We start from the raw sequence: 19,341 nt of genomic DNA on the forward strand, positions 1-19,341 counted from the left end.
GAAACTATGTATTCAAGAATTGTGCCAAATTGTTTCTGGGGTGAAATGAGCCCAAAATGGCTTGTTTGTGCGATTCTGAAAGGTTTTTTGGATGGGGGTGTCCCAACAGATCGGGGCTAAACTTGCCGGGTTATGGCAAAAAATGCCGGGTGGCATCTGCAGTCTTTTCCAGTTTATACTTTTCAACAGACCAAAAGACGCTATATAAGGGCTAAAACTAGTGTCGGCAGCTCAACAAGCAGGACCAGAGCTTGCTGCCGAATGGAAAAGAGAAAGATCGATTGATGCTAAACAGTCTCGATTTGCCTGGTCGCCCCGAAGACACCCGTGTTGTTGTTGCCATGTCTGGCGGCGTTGACTCGTCCGTCACTGCAGCGCTCTTGAAACATCAGGGCTATGATGTCATCGGCGTGACCATGCAGCTATATGATCATGGCAAGGCCATGCACCGTGTTGGCGCCTGCTGCGCTGGAACCGATATTCAGGACGCGCGCCGCGTGGCTGAACATCTGGGTATTCCCCATTATGTGCTCGATTATGAAAGCCGCTTCAAGGAAGCGGTGATTGATCGCTTTGCAGAAAGCTATCTGGCGGGCGAAACGCCTGTTCCGTGCGTGACCTGCAACCAGACGGTCAAATTCGAGGATCTTCTGGAAGCAGCCAAAGAGTTCGGGGCCGACTGCATGGCGACCGGCCACTATATTTCGTCCAAGATGGTGGGCAACCGCCGGGTGCTGTTCCGCCCTTCCGATGAGGATCGTGACCAGACCTATTTCCTGTTTGCCACCACTCAGGAACAGATCGACTTCCTGCGCTTTCCGCTGGGCGGCATGTCCAAGCCGGAAGCCCGCCAGCTCGCTCATGAGCTGGGGCTTGTGGTTGCGGACAAGAAGGACAGTCAGGATATCTGTTTCGTGCCAACGGGCAAATATACCGACATTATCGAACGCCTGCATCCGGGGGCGGCCGAGCCAGGCAAGATCGTGCATATCGATGGCACGGTGCTGGGTGATCACAAGGGGATCATTCATTACACCGTCGGTCAGCGTCGCGGCCTTGGGGTTTCCTATGGGGGCGGACCGCTCTATGTGGTCAAGCTTGATCCGGAGCAGAAGCATGTGCTTGTCGGACCGCGCGAAGCGCTGGTTACCCGTCGGCTGAAGCTGCGCGATGTCAACTGGCTCGGTCTACAGACCTTTGCCGAATTCCCCGAAAGCGGGCTTGAAATCTATGCCAAGGTGCGCTCAACCCGTCCGCCCAAGGAAGCTTTGCTCTATGCTCTGCCCAACGGTGAGTTCGAAGTTGAACTGCTCGATGGCGAAGAAGGGGTTGCGCCGGGGCAGGCATGCGTCTTCTATGAAGGCCTTGCCAAGGAAGCTCAGCTTTGGGGCGGCGGCTGGATTGATCGCACCGTAACCGAGCTGGCCATTCCTGAAACGATTGGCGTTTCTGCCGCCGAGTAGGGCTTTGGGTATCTGAAATCAAAAAAGGCCGGTCCTGATGGGACCGGCCTTTTTGTTTGCTTGCTTTGGAATGTGCCTGCCTCAGGCCAACGTTGCCAGATGGGCGCGCTCGAAGGAGCTGATTGCGTCGATGCGATTGGTGCGCACTTTCGCCGCCCAAGCGGCATCGCTGATGAGCGCCCGTCCAACGGCAATGAGGTCGAATTCGTCGCGTTCCATGCGCCCGATCAGCTTTTCAAGGCCCGTCATGGTGGCATCTTCCCCGCCAAAGGACGACAGGAAGTCAGTGCTGAGGCCGACTGAGCCGACGCTGATGGTTGGCTTTCCGGTAAGCTTCTTGGCCCAGCCAGCAAAGTTGAGACCGTCTTCGCCATCCGCATCGGGGAATTCCGGTTCCCAGAAACGGCGCTGAGAGCAATGGAATATGTCGACACCAGCGTCAGCCAAAGCGGTCAGCCAGCTTTCCATCTCTGCCGGACTTTTGGCCAGCTTGGCTGTATAATCCTGTTGCTTCCACTGGCTGATACGCAGTATCAGCGGGAAAGCAGGGCCAATCGCCGCGCGACAAGCTTTGACGACTTCTAGCGCGAAGCGGGAGCGATCCAAGAGGCTATCGCCACCCCATGCATCGGTGCGCTTGTTGGTGCCTTCCCAGAAGAACTGGTCAATGAGATAGCCGTGGGCGCCGTGTAGCTCTGCCACGTCGAAGCCAAGATCCTTGGCACTTTTGGCTGAGGCAGCATAAGCGGCAATGGTGTCGGCGATATCGGCATCGCTCATGGTGTTGCCGCGCGGATCTCCCGGGCCAACCAGCCCTGAAGGGCTTTCCACCGGTGCACCGGGATCCCAATCACCACTGCGGGTAGAGCCCGTGTGCCAGATCTGCGGGCCCATCGCGCCGCCAGCATCATGAACAGCGTCTATCACCTTCTGCCAACCGGCCAGGGCGTCTTTGCCGTGGAAAAAAGGAATATGAGGCTGATTGCGAGAGGCCGGGCGGTCGATCACGGTGCCTTCGGAAAGGATGAGGCCCACTTCTCCTTCAGCTCGGCGGCGATAATATTCCGCATTCTTCTCGTTGGGGACGCCCTCTGGGGCAAAATTGCGGGTCATGGGGGCCATGACGATGCGGTTTTTGAGATTGAGGGAGCCCATAGAGAAGGGGCGAAACAGGCTGCTTGTATCAATATCTGTCATCGTATCATAACTGTCTGTGGGGTTTGAAAGGCGTTGCGGGAGGAAAAGGGCAACGGGAAACCTTACTTCTTCCATAAGGTATTCACTGTATGGCCGGTTTCAATAGGTGGTCTGATGGGCGTTCTGTTTTCGCGGCGAGCCATCCTGCCATGAGGCGTCCACTGAGGGTAGGGTGTTGATAGAGGTATTTCGCATGCGCCTTTTTTGCAACAAGCCACAAGATCTGGCATGCATGGTAGTGCGGATGGTTGCTCTTTTCTCTCTCCGGCTGTATGAAGCCGCGAAACCAACCAAAAAGGGGTGTTTTTTGTCGCGCTATTCCGCATCAGAGAATGTAACCAGCGCCGCATCGGCTTTCATCAAGCAGATGCGGAACGGTCGTCCTGTGCGTTGATCAGCCGCTCCTAAAGCTTGCTGCTGTCATACCAGGTCGATCTGGCTGGCAGCAAAATCTCCAACTTCCAAACATTCGGTCGAGATTTTGTCCTGCCCAATCATCTATTCCAAGATGTTTGGCAAGACCTCATGTTTTACGACAAAAAAAACCACGGGCGGAGCAGCTTCCGCACCGATGACACCCCCTATCGCAAGAAAAGACAACACAAGACCAAACGGTGGCAGAACTCGGACAGGGAATTTCGATGCGCGCACTGCAAGCAGATGGTTTTTCTGACCTCTGACATGGGCACGGTTCATCGCAACCATTGCCCCCATTGTTTGCATTCCCTGCATGTCGACACCAAACCGGGCAACCGTGCCTCCTTATGTCGGGCACGCATGGAACCGGTTGGCTTGACCTGCAAGCATAATGGCTTTGACAAATATGGCCGGGAGCGGGGAGGCGATATCATGATCGTTCACCTGTGCACCGGCTGTGGCACGGTGAATATCAACCGCATAGCGGCTGATGATTGCTGTGAGTTGATCCTTGCGCTGTTTGAACAGTCCCTGATCATGGACCAGAGGCAGCGGCGTCTTATAAATGAAGCCGGTATCCGGCTGCTGGACAGCCATGATGAGGAGCTTCTTCACATAGCTCTATTCGGCAAGAGATGGTCGCCATGAGTTGGATGGGCAGCGTGGAGGATAGACCAATGCGTTGCCCGTCTGTCAAACCGATCAATGGTATCGGAGCAGACCAAAGAAAAAGGCCGGGAAACCGGCCTTTTTGTCGTGTCACACTGTGTTGATCAGCCTTTATGAGGCTTTTCAAGCTCGTGTGTCAGCTCATCAAGAAAGCCGAGGCAGAGATCCAGCTGATCGATATCAACGAATTCATTCGGCTTGTGGGCCTGCTTGATGGAGCCTGGACCAACGATGACCGACGGGATCTTGCCAATGGTCTCGAACACACCGCCTTCGGAGCCATACGACACCTTGCCGCCCCATTCGGGCATAAGATGAGCGTGGCGTTCAAAGGCATCGGTGCCTCGTGCATCGCCCATGGCGGGATAGGCAAAGATCCTTTCCCACGTCACGCCGCTATTGGCCGCTTTGGAGGTCATCTTGGTCGCGATGTCGGCTTCAATGCCATCAAGCAGCGCCTTCATGTCGCCTTCAGCATCCATACCACTGATCGAACGCAGCTCGAAGGTGAAGCTACAGTCGCTCGGCGTCACGTTGGTTGCCACGCCCCCCGTGATCATGGTGGTCAACATGGTGGCATGAGGCACTGTGAAATCCTTGTCAAACGGACCTTCGACCTGATAGCGGTCTGCGCGTTCTGCGATGGTGCTGATCATACGTGAGGCATATTCCACCGCATTCACATGTTCTGGTGCGAAAGAAGAATGCCCCGACGTGCCCTTCACATGGGCGCGCATGGCGATTTTGCCTTTCTGGCCGGTGATGAGCTTCATTTCGGATGGCTCACCGATGATGGCTAGCTCGGGAGGCACATCCAGATCGGCCAACCAGCGCGCGATGGCAGGGGCTCCCAGACACCCTACTTCTTCATCATAGGAGAAGCAGATATAGATCGGGCGTTTGAGGTCAGCCGTGGCAAAGGAAGCCGCTGCCGCCAACACGCAAGCGCCAAAGCCTTTCATGTCGCAGGCGCCGCGTCCATAGATGCGACCTTCTCTCTCATCGGCTGAGAAGGGGGGGGTCACCCAGCTGTCTTCTGTGGCCGGAACCACATCTGTATGGCCTGACAGCACCACACCGGGCACATCGGCCGGGCCAAAACGGGCAACCAGATTGGCCTTGGTTCCTTCTTCATTGGGCAGGATCGTAACCTCTGCGCCCAATTTCTCGAGAGTTTCGGCTGCGTAGTCGATAAGCGCTCTGTTTGAACGACTGGATACGGAATCATATCCAATCAAAGCCCCCAGATGCGCCTTGGCCTGTTCAAGGGCAGGATGCTGGAGCGCGGGGGCTTCGATGGTGAGGCTCATTGGTCTCAAGCCTTTCTATTTCGGGATTTAAGGAATTCACGTCGGACAGTGAGCCCGACGACGAGGATAATCAGTGCGGCGAAAATCATCGTGATCGGAGAGGAAATCAGGACAGATGGATCTCCACGGGAAATTGCCAGTGCACGGCGCAGGTTTTCCTCGATCATCGGCCCGATGATGAAGGCGATGAGGAAGGGTGCTGCAGGGATGTTCAATAGGAACATGATGAAGCCGGTTACGCCCATGATGAGCAGAATGGCAACATCGAACATGCTGGAGGCGATGGAGTAGATGCCAAACAGGCAGAGCAGCAGGACCACCGGAGCCAGCAGGGATTGTGGAACGCGGGCAACATGGGAGAAGCCGCGCATGATGACCTTCCCGGCAAAGAACAACAGTACCGAGGAGAAGAGCATGCCGATGAACAGCATATAGACTTCGTGGATGTTGGTCTGGAACAGCAGCGGCCCGGGAGTGAGGCCCTGGATCATGAAGGCGCCGAGCATGACGCCGGTGATGACATCGCCGGGCACACCCAAGGCAAGCAGCGGGATCATGGTTGCACCGCAAGCCCCATTGTTGGCGGATTCGGAGGCGGCGATGCCTTCCAGCTCGCCCTTGCCGAAATTGTCACCATTCTTGGAGGTACGCTGCGCTTCGCCGTAGGAGAAGAAAGCCGCAGCTGAAGGCCCGATGCCGGGGATTGCGCCCAGCACAGCACCGATGACGGAGCCGCGCAAAATGGATTTGACCGAGCCGATGAACTCGCTCCGGCTCACTTTCTGGTCGCCCAGCTTGGCGGCCTCATTCTTGTGCGCGGCGCGGAAGACGATGAGTTTGAGCAGTTCTGGCAGGGCAAACAGGCCGATCAGAACCGGTGCAACCGAGAGGCCAGCCTGCATGTCATCCGTGAAGGCAAAGCGGAAGGAGCCATAAAGGTCTTCGCCTGCGGTTGCGAGCAACAGGCCGAAGGTTGCCGAGATGAGGCCGAGCAGCAGAGAATTGCCCGAAACGCCAGCAACTGTGGTGAGGGCAAACAGCATCAGCATGAAATATTCCGGCGGTCCGACGCGCAGAGCCAGAATGGCCAGTGGGGCTGCCAGAAAGATCAGCGACAGGTTGGAGATGAAGTCGCCGATAACCGAGGAATAGAGCGCCATATTGAGCGCCTTGCCCGCCTTGCCCTGACGGGCAAGGGGATAGCCATCAAGGGCGGTGCAGGCAGCTGAAGCGGTGCCGGGGGTCTTGATCAGGATAGCGGATACCGAGCCGCCATAGGTCGAACCCTTGTAGAGGGCGACCAGCAGCAGGATGGAGGGAACCGGTTCCATATAGAAGGTAAAGGGCAAGGCGAGAGTAACTGCCATTGTGCCGGTCATGCCTGGAATGGCGCCAATGATCACGCCGCCCCAGATGCCTGCGGCCATGATCAGGAGATTCTGCCAGGTAGCTACAGCCTGCAAGGCATAGAGAATGTCGTGTGCCATGAGTGTCTCCGATCAGAAGCCAAATTGTTTGGTCAGAATGCCAACAGGGAATTGTGTGCCGAGCGCCGAGTGGAACACCAACTGAAGCACAATCGGCCCCAGTAGCGTCAGGCCAATGGCCCAATAGCGATAGTTCTTTTCGCCGGTCAGAAGGATCATCGCACCGGTCAGGGCCATCGAGGCAATCAGGAAACCGACATAGGGCAACAGCAGAACATAGGCGATAAAGACGACCATTGCGCCAATGAAGCGGGTGATCAGAACGCTTTTCGGGGCATGGTCGGTTTCAAGTGCCTCGCTCTCTACCGCACGCCCGAGAAGAGCCAGAACGAAGAGAAGCAGACCAAGGGCACAGCCGATTATGGAGACGGTGCGGGGCCACATATCCGGCGGTGGCGCAAAGCCTGGAATGAAGGCCGGGCGCGGTACGTACACCGGGATGAGGGCAAAAATGACAAAGGCGAAGAAGGCCGCAATCAGCAGCCCGCAGAACCATGGGCTACGAAGAAAGGAAGTGTGCATGGCGGGAAGTCCCCAACAAAGGGCGTGGCCCTAATGGAAAGGGCCACGCTTGCTGTCAGATGATGTAGAGTTTTTACTCTTCTTGTTCAGCAGATAGAGCGTTTCTTATTCCGGCAGGTAGCCGAATTTCTTGGCAAGGCCATGGAACAGGTCATACTGTTCTTTGGCATATTTGGTCATGTCAATTTTGCCCACGGTGGAGATGGAGCCACGACGGCCAGCCAGCTTCAACCAGGTTTCATCGGTAGCCACTTTGCCAAGAACTTCGTCCCATTTGGCGATGACGTTTTCTGGCAGACCCTTCGGCGCATAAAGAGCACTCCAGCCGGTAACCTGACCAGCCTGCTCATAGCCCAGCTCTGCTGCAGTCGGAGTATCTGGCAGTTTTGCCATGCGCTCCGGAGCAAAGACCATCAGGGCTTTCATGTCGCCGCTTTCGATATGCGGGATGAGGGACCCGGCAGAAACGGCAAGGAAGTCAACATGGCCACCGAGCAGGGCGGTTGCCAGTGCGCCGCCACCTTTGTAAGGCACCAGAGTGGCTGCGGTCAGTGGGTCCATACCAGCATCAGACAACAGGGCCTGAGAGGTGAAACCGTCGATAGCCGTCGCGCCGGAAGCGGCATAGGTCATCGCACCATTGCTGTCTTTGACGGCTTTGAGAAGCTCTTCAACGCTGTTGTAAGGGGAATCGCCCTTCACTGCGAGAATCATCGGGGTTGCTTCAAGCACACCAAGGAAGGTGTAGGCGTCCCAGTTGACAGAAGCCTGCGGGTTGACAGCTGGGGTCAGTGCCATGCCAACGCGAGCCAGCAGCAGGGTGTAGCCATCTGGCTCTGCTTCTGAAACAGAACGGGCCCCGTTCATGCCGCCTGCGCCGGGTTTGTTGACCACGGTGATCGGCTGTCCGAGATAGGTTTTGGCGGTTTCAGCAAGAGCGCGACCGGCAAGGTCGGATGCGCCACCCGGGCCATAAGGAATGGTGAGGGTAACAGCCTGGGTCGGGTAGCTGTCTTCGGCCATAGCTGCGCCAGTGAAAAGAGCGGTCGCCATCGCGAGGGCGGAAACAATTTTTTTCATGTTTTAATGAACCTCTTAGACTGCGGTCCGAAAAAGACCTTTGGAAGGTGTTGGATAATCCACAAAAACTTTCTTTCACAGTATTCCCTTTTTTGCAAGAAAATAAGACAGTATGCATATTTGTAATACTGAGGCAGATCAAAATGATGAAAATCCGCGAATTGCAGGCGTTTGATGCTTATATCCGACTGGGCGGCATGCGCAGTGCTGCAGACGAGCTAGGGTTGAGCCAGCCGATGATCAGCCGGTTGTTGATGGCGCTTGAAACGCGGGTGGGATTTGCCCTGTTTTTGCGCAAGCGGAACAAGTTGATCCCTACGCCGGAGGCTTTCCAGTTTCATCAGACGGTGGTTCGGGGGCTGGAAAGCATCAGTGCCCTTTCCGAAGAAGCCAGCGCCATCGCCAACAACCAGCGCGGGCATCTGGTCATCGCCGCGCAGCCCATTTTCTGTGACACATTTCTCATTGATGCCATTGCCGAGTTTCAGAAGACACATCCACATGTGAGCGTCAGACTGCGTGATACCGGCATGAGCGAAATCATGCGCATGGTGGCTGAGCGCAGCTGCGATTTCGCTCTCGGAATCACGCTGGATGCCGACCCCTATGGTGCTGATGTGACATCGCTGGCGATCTGTGAAGCGCGCTGTCTCATGCCCAAGGGGCACAAGCTGCAGCATCTGTCGGAAGTGTCCCTGCAGAATCTGAAAAGGGAAACCTTTGTGGATCTGGCGCCTGGCAGCCCACTGCGCACGCGTATCGACTATATGATGCAGTCCATCGAAGTGGAGCGGGCGATTGTTGCCGAAACGCGCACCTTGCACGGGGTCGTGCGTTTGGTGGAGATGGGGGTGGGGTTGGCCATTGTTGACCCTGTTGCCTGTCTGCTGCTTGATGAGGACAAGGTCGTTGATTGTCCGTTGCTGCCATCCATCCGTTGGGATATCGCACAATTCGTGCCCAAGGATCGCCCCTTGAGCGGCATCGGGCTGGCCTTTGCGGAGGTGGTGGCTACCGAGATCGGGCGCTTGAAGACGGCCGGTGTGATCCTCTAGCCTTGAGCGTCCCGTGCCCGGTGCCACGGAACCGGAGAGATCAGTCCGGATTTCCCGGCTCGGTCTGGACGCCCAGATCCTTGAGCGTAACGATACGGTTGCCGCGCAGATCGTTGGCGCAGACCAGATAGCCGCGTTCTTCCATATAGGTCAGCAGGAAGCGGGCGCGAGAGGGAGAGCGGGTTCCATAGGCAGTTGCCAGTTCCAGATTGGTGGGGCAGGGCTTCTTGCCAAGGGCAGCCTTGGCGAGCAGCAGATACACCCCGCGCATGTCTTCGGGCAACTGGTCGGCTATGACGCCGGCCTGTTTCCACTGATCTTCGTCGAGTGTCTCTTCCTTTGCGTCAACGCCAGCGCGGGCAACGGCCAGAAGCTGGCGGAATTCCTGCAGGTCTGGCGTTGTCTTGAGGGTCTTTTCGATGCGGCAGCGCACCTGAAAATCCTGATAGAGCACGGATACCGGCTGATAGGCGGCATCCGGATCATCCAGAAGATCAGCGAGAATCTTATGCAGAATCGCTTCGCGCTCTTCGGCACTAAGGCCCGGGTCGAGATCAAGCTGCGGCTCGGTTTCGCCACCGAATTCGCGATCCAGCCTCAGATTGGCCAATTGCTGCATGACCTCTGCCGTGGTCGGGGGCGGAGGAGCCATGGCGGGTCTTGGGTCTTCATCTGAACCGGGCTTGAATAGGAGCTCATCGATATTGTCATGCGGCACATCGGGCAGCGGCATTAGCTTGGGGCTTGAGGAGCGTGCCGAGGTTTCCACTGCGCCGATGGTGACCGTTTCCGAGCGGCGGTAAAGCGCAGGGCCCAAGGCAACGAATTGACCGCGATCCAAATTGCGGAAGGTCTCAGCCTGACGGCGCTCAAGGCCAAGCAGATCGGCTGCGCGGGCCATGTCGATATCAAGGAAGGTTCGACCCATCAGGAAGTTGGAGGCTTCGGCGGCGACGTTCTTTGCCAGCTTGGCAAGACGCTGCGTGGCGATGATACCGGCAAGACCGCGTTTTCGGCCACGGCACATGAGGTTGGTCATGGCACCAAGAGAGGACCGGCGGGCCTCTTCGCTGACTTCACCGCCAGCTGCGGGGGCAAAAAGCTGGGCTTCATCGACGATGACAATGGCCGGATACCAATATTGCCGGTCGATATCGAACAGGCCATTGAGGAAGGCCGAAGCGGCGCGCATCTGGCGGTCGGCATCAAGGCCTTCCAGATTGAGCACGGCGGAAATGCGATGTTGGCGCACGCGGGCGGCGATCATGGTCAGGTCGGCTTCTGTGCCGACAGCATCCACCACCGCATGGCCGTATTTCTCGGCCAGCGTGACGAAATCCCCTTCCGGGTCAATGATGATCTGCTGAACCCATTTGGCGCTCTGCTCGAGGATGCGGCGCAACAGATGGGATTTACCCGATCCGGAGTTGCCCTGCACCAGAAGGCGGGTGGCCAGCAGTTCTTCCAGATCCATTTGGGCCGGCTGGCCCAGTTTCATGGTCCCCAGATCAATGCTGACGGTCATCGTGATACAATTATCCTGTGAGGAAAAAGAAAGATCGGCGGCGAACTTTTCAGATTCGGCGCTCCAGATCAATAGAGTTTCGTGCGATCGGGCCAAACTGAGTTAATAGCGGGCCTGTTGGCGGCGGATAGCCTCGGCTTTTTTCTCCGCAGCTACTGCATCGCGCAGGGTTTGGACACCGGATGCTTCCAACAGATCGATCAGGCGGAGCAGGAGCTGGGCCGTTGCCAGCGAGTCGCCCAGCGCCGTATGGCGCATTTGGGCAGGGATCTCGATGTCGAATTGCTCGGCCAGCGCATCCAGCGTCAGGCTGCTTGTCTGGCCTTGGAGATGGGCGGCGAGCAGCACGGTATCCAGAACCGGATTGGTGAAGCGGATGCCGGTTTCATCCTGTTTCAGCGACAGGAACTTCATGTCAAAGGCGGCATTATGCGCCACGAGTACGGCATCGCTGACAAAGGAATGAAAGCGAGGCAGTATGGTTTGAATTGGTGATGCATCGGCCACCATCTCGTTGCTGATATGGTGGATTTTGGTTGAGGCGGGCGGAATGCTTCGGCCCGGATGAACATACTGGTCAAAAATCTCGCCATGCATGATGCGCCCGTTGACGATGCGTACGCCCGCAATGGAAATGATCTCATCGCCACCGGATGGATCAAGGCCGGTTGTCTCGGTGTCGAAGACCACGAAATCCAGCTCCCGCAAGGGGCGGTCTTCGAGGGCGCCGAGATATTTGCGCTCCATCAGCTCAAAATCATAAAATTCCAACCGCTCAGGCAGCAGAAGCATCTGCTCGTCCTGTGGCTGGTTCGTGTGATGGTCGCGGGGAAGACTGAGCGGCAGGCGCAGATGGGCCGTGCCATCGGGAGCCGGTGCACTCCAGAAATCGGATTTGTGGCGTTGGAGCACGTCGCGGCTGGTGATGCCCCCCAGATCGGGATCAAGCGGATCATCGAGCCAGCCATTGATAGCGGCAACGCTGAGCGGTGCTCCATGCCAATGCAGATCGATATAGATCTTGTGATCCTGTTCGCTGGCCCGCAGCAGGAAGGCTCTTTGTCCGGTGATCTCGGCCACCTTGCGCAGGGCATATTCGATGAGTTCGACAATGGTGATGGAATCACAATGCAGCCAGACAGGATCGCCGATGAACTCGCAAGTCAGGTGCAGGTCCTCCGAACTGTTGCGTCGCAGGACCGAGTTGAACAGGGATGAGGAATAGACATCACTCATGGGCCACGCGCTGGTCAGCATGTCATGGGAGCGCTTGTCATATTGCTCAAGGCGCGTTGAGAGGCTATTGGCTTCTTCTGCCAGCATTTTTTCAAGGGTGTGACGTGCTTCCGGCGCAAGCGCATAGTCACCGGCCAGTATCTCGGCTGAGGCCAGAAGGTTGGCGGCCGGATGACGCAAATCGCTGAGGGCTGATTGTAAAAGGCTGTCGCGCTCGACATTGTCTGCAAGCTGGCGGGTCATGTCATCAAAGGTCACAATGAAGCCGGTGGGGCTTTGTTGTGCATCGTCAAGTAACAGCGTGATACGGCCTTGCAGCGTGTGTTTGCCATCGGCCGTAGCGCAGATGACAAGCTGGCTGAGCCCTTCCCTGTGATGCTTGTGGCGGCCTTCTTGCAAGCGGTGGCGCAGCCGTTCCAGAGCATGGCGAAAAGGGGCCGCCGAGACAATGGAAAATAACGAGCGCCCTAGGCCGATTTCGCCTGATACATGCAGGATTTTCAGGGCGCGCTTGTTATAGAGCGTGATCTTGTGATCCAGCGAGCAGATCAGCACACCCTGCTCAAGATTGCTGATGACGCTTTCAAGCCGTGCTGTCTGCTTGTGGGTTTCCTCTGTGGCGTCTGCGATCTGCTTTTCTGTCTCGTCTCGGGCCTCGGTCAGCGCGTTGGTGATTTCTCTGATGGCCGGATTGAGCAGGCCGAGATATTTGCCGGTTTCCTGATCCATCCCACGAGAGGCGCCAGCATGGACGAGGGAGCGTACATCCTTGGAGATATGCTCGATGGGCTGGGCGACATTGAGATCGAATTTCTGCCAAACCCAACCGGTGACAAAGAGGATCGCAAAGGCAGCAATGCCTCCAAACAGAACCAGATGTGGCGTGGCCTCCGGGCCTATGCGCTGAAGAGCAAAATAGAGACTGGCTGCGATGATGACTAAGGCGCTTGCGGCAATCAGCGCGAAAAACAAGAAGATGCGAAGCCTCAGGCTCAGTCGTTCCAATTTGTTTGTCGGTGGTGCCATGGTTGCCGGTTTCTTGCCTATGTCAGATAGTCTTTGATGGTCTTTGCCGCCGTGGCGAGCGAGAAAGGTTTGGTCAGGGCACCGTTCGCGCCGCAGGCCCGCCCCTTTTCCAGCTCGATTGGTCGGCTGGATGTGTTCATCATGATGATGGTGACATCTTCGTTCGCTCCATCCTTGCGGATGGTCTGGCAGATGTCATAACCATCCCTGTCTGGCAGGGAGCTATCGAGCAGGATGAGGTTCGGGTGGTCCTTGCGGGCACAGTCCAGAGCGCTTTGGCCGCTGCTGGCGGTTGTCACCTGATAGCCTTCAGCCTTCATGAGCTGCTCAAGCGCAAAGGCCATGGTTGGTTCATCATCCACCACCAATATCGATTTCGTCATGATGCTCCTCCCAGATCCCTCCTTTATGGTGTTTCTGTCCTAGTTCTCACAGGCGGCGTCAAACAGCGGATCACTCTCTTCAAGCTCGTACCATTTGGCTTGCCCCTCGAGGTCTTGCATGGTTGGTGGCATGGTGTGGGTCCAATCGGCGCGGCGCTTGCCCGGACAATCGATCAACTGCCAGATAGAGGTTGTCGGGCCATCCTTTTCTGCCTGAAACAATTCCGCCAGCTTGATACCGGGCAGATTGTCGTTGCTTCTCATGCTGGCCTTGTTCAAGGCAAGGAAGCGGTCCGTGCGGGGGATGATGTAGGAGAGAGGCTGCAGCAGACTTGTGCCCTCGGCGGTTCGCAGCACCACGACATCATCGCCGAAATCCGCAGTTGCGCGGGAATACCAGCCATAGTCGAGCACGATCTGCAGAAGGATCATGGCGACACCAGCGGAAATGGGAATAGCCCCCTTGGGGCGCGGGCGGCGCAGGATGAATTTATAGACGACGACGGCTGCCCCCGCTGCGCCGATGCCAGCTATGAAGGTTCCAAGCAAAATGAACAACATACAGAAGGGCTCCTTGCGGGTTGAACTTGAAGGGGGCTGCGTCGCTGACGTCAGGGCGGCGGGCATTCCTGTCCATGCTTTCTTGTGACACGGAATACAGCCCTGTGATAAGGCAGCATTTCGTAGGCCACCCAATGGCTTAGACGCCGGTATGGGGCAGGCTAGATGTTGGCACCCTGCGCGTGACCAAGGGCGGATTGCTGGGTCTTGATTATGATGAAAGCATCCTTGAGATGGTTGCGTTCCAGTTCACTGAGGCTCGCGGGAGCGAGGAAATTGTCCGGTGTCTTGCCCTCGCGGATCTGACGGGCCTGATGTTCCAGCCGTATGGTGGCGATCAGGTCATAGGCATCGATCAGTCCCAGTGCGCCTTCCTGGCTGATGGTGCCCTGATCTCTTGCCTGAATGAGACGCTCGCGGGTGTTGGCTGCCGTGATCGCTCCTTGCAGGGCATAGGCGCGGGCGAGGTCTACAATCGGCACGACGCCATTGAGCTTGAGGTCAACGGTGTCCTTATGCTCGCCCTTGCGGATCAGCGCAAAGCCACGAAAGAAGCTGAGCGGAGGGGTATGTCCCAGCGAATTGGAGATCATGTGCGCCCTGAATATGCTGTTCTTCTTCGCCTTCTCCAGCGTTTCCTGATAAAGGCCAGCAAAGAGGCTTTCATTGCCCGTGATGGGACGTAAATCAAACATGACACTGGCCAGCATCTGGGCCATGGGGTCGGGGCGGTCGATCCATTTGTCGAAATAACCGCGCCAGACGGAGACGGGCTGCCGCCAGCGGTGATTGGTGGCCATCATCTCGCCGGGGCAATAGTAGAAACCTGCCGCATCAAGCCCATCGGAGACGAAGCGGGCAAACTGTTCAAAATAGGCACCATGTTCGGCCTCGATAAAGCCCTCATCCAGAATGAGGCAATTGTCCTGATCGGAGACGCCGGTCTGCTCCTGTCGTCCTTGCGAGCCACAGGCCAGCCAGAGATAGGGCACGGGAGCGGGGCCGAATTTTTCTTCAGCCAATTGCACGAGACGCCGGGTCAGACTGTCGGTAACATTGGTGACGATGCGGCCGATATTATGGGCATCTACGCCGGAGCCTACGAGCTGGGCCAGCATTTGCGGCACCTTGGCGACGATGGTCGCAAGGCTTTCAAAATCATTCTGCCGTTGCAGGTCGCGAATGAGGAAGGGCGCGGAGACAGCCTGACGGTGCACCAGATTGGTGTTGGTCAGGATGCCGACCAGCTTGCCGTCTGCCACAACGGGCAGATGGGTGTGGGTGCGTTCCATCATGGAGAGGAGGGCGTCAAAGCCCAGAGCGTCAGGCCCCAGCGTAAAGGGATCGGCTGTCATGACGGCGCGCACGGGTGTGTCGAGCCCAAGGCCAGCGGCAACGACCCGATGAGCCATGTCGCCTGTGGTCAGGATGCCGATCAGGCGATCCTCTTGGGTGATCAGCAGACAGGAGATATTCTTGGCTCGCATCAACTGTGCAGCTTCCGTGACCGGCATGTCCGGACCGATGGTGATCGGATCGGGGGTCATCAACGCGCCGATGGTGATCGAGATGAGATCGGTGGTCGAATCGCTCTGTCCTGCGGCTGCTGCGCGTTTGATGAGGGAGCTATCGAAAAAGGCGTGAAAAGAAGGCAGGGTCTCCGTCAGGTCGAGAAATTCAGATTTGGGGATGAGAAACAGGGTGCAATCCTGATTGGCAACGGCGCGGTTAGGGGCATGGCCATCGCTCAGCATGGCGCGCTCGCCAAAGCAGTTGCCCACCGTGAGATGCAGAAGCAGTGTGTCCTCAGGCGTGATGAGATCCACTTCGCCAGACTGGATGAGATAGAGCCCTTCCACCTTCTGGCCAACGGACAAAATGGTCTCCCCCTTGGCAACCTCGATTTTGAGAGTGTTTCGGGCAAGCACTGCAAGACGGCTCATCTCGATGAGGTCAAACGGATGCCTGTGGCTGGCGAATTCTGCAAAATCCGGTAGGCTCATGTTTCCTGTCTCCGGCTGATTTGCGGACAAAAATCCCGCCGCGATGTGCGGCGGGATCTCTCGAATTGTCTTGTTTCAGGTCGCGAGGCCCCTCAAGAGATTCTCGCAGCCAGAGCCTTTAGTGATCAATCGCAGCGCCTGCACCTTTTGGCACGCGGATGCTTTCGACCAGTTCCTGAATCTCCTTGGGAGGTTCAGCGGACATGGAGGAGACCACATAAGCAACTGCGAAGTTGATGATCGCTCCAATGGTGCCGAACGCTTCTGGTGCGATGCCAAGGAAATGATTCTCCGTGGTGTTCGCCAGCATGTTGGTGCCCGGAATGAAGAACCAGCCCTTATACATGAAGATGTAGAGCAGGGTCGACAGGATGCCGGCCAGCATGCCGAAGATGGCGCCCTTGGAGTTTACCCGTTTGGAGAAAATCCCCATCATCAGAGCCGGGAAGATCGAGGAGGCTGCCAGACCGAAGGCCAGAGCCACAACCTGAGCGGCGAAGCCCGGAGGATTGAGGCCGAGATAGGCGGCAATCACGATTGCAACGGCCATGGCGACACGGGCATAGAGCAGTTCCTGCTTCTCGGTGATGTTTGGTGTGAAGGTGCCCTTCATCAGGTCATGGGAAACGGCTGACGAAATGGCCATCAACAGACCGGCAGCAGTGGAGAGCGCGGCGGCAAGACCACCGGCTGCGACCAGTGCAATCACCCAGTTTGGCAGTTTGGCGATTTCCGGGTTGGCCAGAACCATGATGTCACGGTCTACGAACAACTCGTTGCCTTTCCAGCCAAATTCGTCAGCTTTCGCTTGGAAGTCTGCGGATTTGTCATTGTAATACTGGATGCGGCCGTCGCCGTTCTTGTCTTCGAATTTCAGAAGACCGGTGGTTTCCCAATTCTTGAACCAGTCTGGACGGTTTTCATATTGCAGGTTGCCGTCTTCCGCACCAATGGTGCCGGTCTGGATGGTGTCCATCAGATTGAGGCGAGCCATGGCGCCAACGCCAGGAGCGGTGGTGTAGAGGATCGCGATGAAGACCAGAGACCAGCCTGCGGTCCAGCGTGCGTCGGAGACCTTCGGCACGGTGAAGAAGCGGATGATCACGTGGGGCAGGCCTGCGGTCCCGATCATCAGGGACATGGTATACATGAACATGTTGAGCGGGTTGGATGTAAAGGCGGTATATTCGCCAAATCCGAGGTCGGTCACCACCTGATCAAGCTTGGTGAGCAGCGGGGTGCCGGAAACATGGTCGGAGAACAGGCCAACCTGCGGCAGGAAGCTGCCGGTTAGTTCCATGGAGATGAAGATTGCCGGAATGGTGTAGGCAAGGATCAGAACGCAATATTGGGCGATCTGGGTGTAGGTGATGCCCTTCATGCCGCCCTGAACCGCATAAAGAAACACGATTGCGGTACCGATCAGCAAGCCGGTGGATGCATCCACTTCGAGGAAGCGGGAGAAAGCAACGCCAACGCCCTTCATCTGGCCGATAACATAGGTGATCGAGCAGATGATGAGGCAGGCCACGGCCACGATGCGTGCGGTGGAAGAATAGAAGCGGTCACCAATGAATTCCGGAACGGTGAATTTGCCGAATTTGCGCAGGTAAGGCGCCAGAAGCATGGCGAGAAGCACATAACCGCCGGTCCAGCCCATCAGGAACACCGATGCGCCATAGCCGTTGAAGGCAATCAGACCCGCCATGGAGATGAAGGATGCAGCCGACATCCAGTCAGCCGCCGTTGCCATGCCGTTGGCAACCGGATGGACGCCGCGACCGGCGGCATAGAATTCACCGGTCGATCCGGCGCGTGCCCAGAAGGCAATCCCGATGTAAAGCGCAAAGGACGCGCCCACAACGATGTAGGTAAGAGTTTGAAGATCCATAGTCTAGCCTCTCGCGTTCCTTATTCTTCAACGCCGAATTTCTTGTCGATCGCGTTCATGCGGATCGCATAGAAGAAGATGAGTCCCAAAAAGACCCAAATAGAGCCCTGCTGGGCGAACCAGAATCCCAGGTCGGATCCACCGACAGCGATGCCGGATAGGGCAGGACGAAGAAGCAGACCAAACCCGAAGGATGCGACGAACCAAATGACAAGGCAGATCGCGATCAGATTCAGGTTGGCTTTCCAATAGGCATGTCCGGAGTCAGTATTCTCGGTCATATTTCCCCCCATGGTGCTGAACCGCTCTGCGGCTCATGTTCCATTCTGAAAGGTCTGTTTTGGACGGCTATGTCTGTTTCGGCAGAGTTCCTCAGCTGCACCGCGACATTTTTTATTCCGACTTATGACAAGACCCTGTGAGTTGTAAGACACAGATAACCTGAATATAGGCATCTATCCTTGCTGTGATCTAAAATGAGAGGGTGGGGTAATTCAATTGATGTTTCGTATAATTCCTTTATCCTTTAGTCTCTTGATGTGTAAAAAGGATTTATACTGAAGTGTTGGATCTGATGGATGGCTTTGACTGGTCTTTTTACTTTAGTTTTATTTGTAGGAAAGTCTAATTTTGAAGCTTTATTTTGCATGCGCGAAGCCGCGTGAGCGGGCTTTGTTGCACTGCGGTATCGGTCGTTGTTTGGTGTGCTTCGGGCCGGTTTTGGGCGGGAAATCCAGTCTTTTCAAATGCGGTTGTCGGGCTCTTGAAAGGGGGGCGAGCCGTTAGGTGATTGACCTTGCCGCCGCGCTCATGCATATGAGAGCCATGTCACATCCGCCCAGCCTGACCCCGCCTCTGGTCAATTACAGCCCGCCCACTGAGCCCTATCTCGAAGTGCTCTATGAGGACGCGCATTTTGTGATCATCAACAAGCCATCGGGCCTGTTGAGTGTGCCGGGCAAGGCTGAAGAGCATTGGGATTGTCTGGATCACCGCGCGCGACAGCATTTTGGCGACACGCGAATCGTTCACCGGCTGGATATGGATACCTCAGGTATCATGGTGCTGGCGCGCACTGATGACTGCCATCGCAATCTGGGACGGCAATTTGAAAAGCGCAAGGTCGAGAAGAGCTATGTGGCGCGGGTCTGGGGCGCAATGGCCGAGGATCGGGGCACGGTCGATCTCCCGTTGATCTGCGATTGGCCGAACCGGCCCAAGCAGATGGTGTCCTTCGAGCATGGCAAGAAGGCGGTGACCGACTGGCAGGTGATCGGCCGCGATGCTGTCAGCACGCTGGTGCGGCTATTCCCCCACACGGGGCGTTCCCATCAGCTGCGCGTTCATATGCTCAGTCTGGGGCATGTCATCATGGGGGATCGCTTCTATGCGCAAGGCGAGGCTCTGCACGCTGCAGACAGGCTGATGCTGCATGCCGAAACGCTACGCTTCATTCATCCGGATAAGGGGGAATGGATGGATTTCATCAGCCCCTGTCCGTTTGGCTAGCCAAGTC

16 protein-coding genes are annotated in these 19,341 nt (G+C 56.7%); 4 read left to right on the forward strand and 12 right to left on the reverse strand.

The features are described from left to right. Positions 1–284 precede the first annotated feature (284 nt). Positions 285–1,463 carry a tRNA 2-thiouridine(34) synthase MnmA gene (gene mnmA / locus ACKPCT_RS22100; RefSeq protein ID WP_090073400.1) on the forward strand — a complete coding sequence of 393 codons (1,179 nt, stop codon included), beginning with the start codon at positions 285–287 and terminating at the stop codon, positions 1,461–1,463. 81 nt (positions 1,464–1,544) lie between these two features. On the opposite strand, the gene ACKPCT_RS22105 is transcribed toward mnmA, so the two are convergent. Further along, a complete protein-coding gene (locus ACKPCT_RS22105) occupies positions 1,545–2,660 on the reverse strand; it encodes an NADH:flavin oxidoreductase (RefSeq protein ID WP_090073515.1) in 1,116 nt (371 codons plus the stop codon). A 525-nt stretch (positions 2,661–3,185) separates the two neighbouring features. On the opposite strand from ACKPCT_RS22105, the gene ACKPCT_RS22110 reads away from it, so the two are divergent. Next, the gene (locus ACKPCT_RS22110) at positions 3,186–3,725 is read left to right on the forward strand and encodes an RNHCP domain-containing protein (RefSeq protein WP_139229283.1); all 540 of its coding nucleotides are present in this window, start codon (positions 3,186–3,188) and stop codon (positions 3,723–3,725) included. A 125-nt stretch (positions 3,726–3,850) separates the two neighbouring features. Here ACKPCT_RS22110 and argE read toward each other — a convergent pair whose 3' ends face one another. The 4 genes from argE to ACKPCT_RS22130 all read right to left on the reverse strand — a co-directional run bounded on the left by argE (position 3,851) and on the right by ACKPCT_RS22130 (position 8,145). Then, positions 3,851–5,056: an acetylornithine deacetylase gene (gene argE, locus ACKPCT_RS22115; RefSeq protein ID WP_319567991.1), complete on the reverse strand. Its 1,206-nt coding sequence runs from the start codon at positions 5,054–5,056 to the stop codon at positions 3,851–3,853. A gap of 5 nt (positions 5,057–5,061) precedes the next feature. Further along, positions 5,062–6,543 (reverse strand): tripartite tricarboxylate transporter permease, encoded by a 1,482-nt coding sequence (locus ACKPCT_RS22120; RefSeq protein WP_090073408.1) that lies wholly within the window; start codon positions 6,541–6,543, stop codon positions 5,062–5,064. A 12-nt stretch (positions 6,544–6,555) separates the two neighbouring features. Continuing rightward, positions 6,556–7,065 (reverse strand): tripartite tricarboxylate transporter TctB family protein, encoded by a 510-nt coding sequence (locus ACKPCT_RS22125; protein ID WP_090073410.1) that lies wholly within the window; start codon positions 7,063–7,065, stop codon positions 6,556–6,558. A 105-nt stretch (positions 7,066–7,170) separates the two neighbouring features. Beyond that, positions 7,171–8,145, reverse strand: coding sequence for a Bug family tripartite tricarboxylate transporter substrate binding protein (locus ACKPCT_RS22130; RefSeq protein ID WP_319567992.1), 975 nt, complete (start codon positions 8,143–8,145; stop codon positions 7,171–7,173). Between the two features lie 143 nt (positions 8,146–8,288). Between ACKPCT_RS22130 and ACKPCT_RS22135 the strand changes: the two genes are divergently transcribed. Then, complete coding sequence (locus tag ACKPCT_RS22135; RefSeq protein ID WP_319567993.1) at positions 8,289–9,200, forward strand: LysR family transcriptional regulator; 912 nt, start codon at positions 8,289–8,291, stop codon at positions 9,198–9,200. A gap of 40 nt (positions 9,201–9,240) precedes the next feature. Here the strand turns inward: ACKPCT_RS22135 and ACKPCT_RS22140 are convergent, their stop codons facing one another. The 7 genes from ACKPCT_RS22140 to ACKPCT_RS22170 all read right to left on the reverse strand — a co-directional run bounded on the left by ACKPCT_RS22140 (position 9,241) and on the right by ACKPCT_RS22170 (position 18,106). Further along, on the reverse strand, positions 9,241–10,725 hold the full coding sequence (locus ACKPCT_RS22140; protein ID WP_319514038.1) for an ATP-binding protein: 1,485 nt from the start codon (positions 10,723–10,725) through the stop codon (positions 9,241–9,243). Between the two features lie 102 nt (positions 10,726–10,827). Beyond that, positions 10,828–12,987 (reverse strand): 3'-5' exonuclease, encoded by a 2,160-nt coding sequence (locus ACKPCT_RS22145; RefSeq protein WP_319567994.1) that lies wholly within the window; start codon positions 12,985–12,987, stop codon positions 10,828–10,830. 17 nt (positions 12,988–13,004) lie between these two features. Beyond that, positions 13,005–13,370, reverse strand: coding sequence for a response regulator transcription factor (locus ACKPCT_RS22150; RefSeq protein ID WP_090073419.1), 366 nt, complete (start codon positions 13,368–13,370; stop codon positions 13,005–13,007). Between the two features lie 39 nt (positions 13,371–13,409). Beyond that, positions 13,410–13,931, reverse strand: coding sequence for a hypothetical protein (locus tag ACKPCT_RS22155; RefSeq protein ID WP_090073422.1), 522 nt, complete (start codon positions 13,929–13,931; stop codon positions 13,410–13,412). 161 nt (positions 13,932–14,092) lie between these two features. Then, positions 14,093–15,934 carry a DUF294 nucleotidyltransferase-like domain-containing protein gene (locus tag ACKPCT_RS22160; RefSeq protein ID WP_319567995.1) on the reverse strand — a complete coding sequence of 614 codons (1,842 nt, stop codon included), beginning with the start codon at positions 15,932–15,934 and terminating at the stop codon, positions 14,093–14,095. A gap of 118 nt (positions 15,935–16,052) precedes the next feature. After that, positions 16,053–17,825 carry a sodium:solute symporter family protein gene (locus tag ACKPCT_RS22165; RefSeq protein WP_090073426.1) on the reverse strand — a complete coding sequence of 591 codons (1,773 nt, stop codon included), beginning with the start codon at positions 17,823–17,825 and terminating at the stop codon, positions 16,053–16,055. 20 nt (positions 17,826–17,845) lie between these two features. Continuing rightward, on the reverse strand, positions 17,846–18,106 hold the full coding sequence (locus ACKPCT_RS22170; protein ID WP_090073518.1) for a DUF4212 domain-containing protein: 261 nt from the start codon (positions 18,104–18,106) through the stop codon (positions 17,846–17,848). A 544-nt stretch (positions 18,107–18,650) separates the two neighbouring features. On the opposite strand from ACKPCT_RS22170, the gene ACKPCT_RS22175 reads away from it, so the two are divergent. Further along, entirely contained in the window at positions 18,651–19,334 is a 684-nt protein-coding gene (locus tag ACKPCT_RS22175) for an RluA family pseudouridine synthase (protein WP_319567996.1), read from the forward strand. Positions 19,335–19,341: the final 7 nt, after the last annotated feature.

Origin of the sequence: Cohaesibacter marisflavi (assembly GCF_963665895.2) — a bacterium.
In the GTDB taxonomy this organism is placed as follows: Bacteria; Pseudomonadota; Alphaproteobacteria; order Rhizobiales; family Cohaesibacteraceae; genus Cohaesibacter; species Cohaesibacter marisflavi.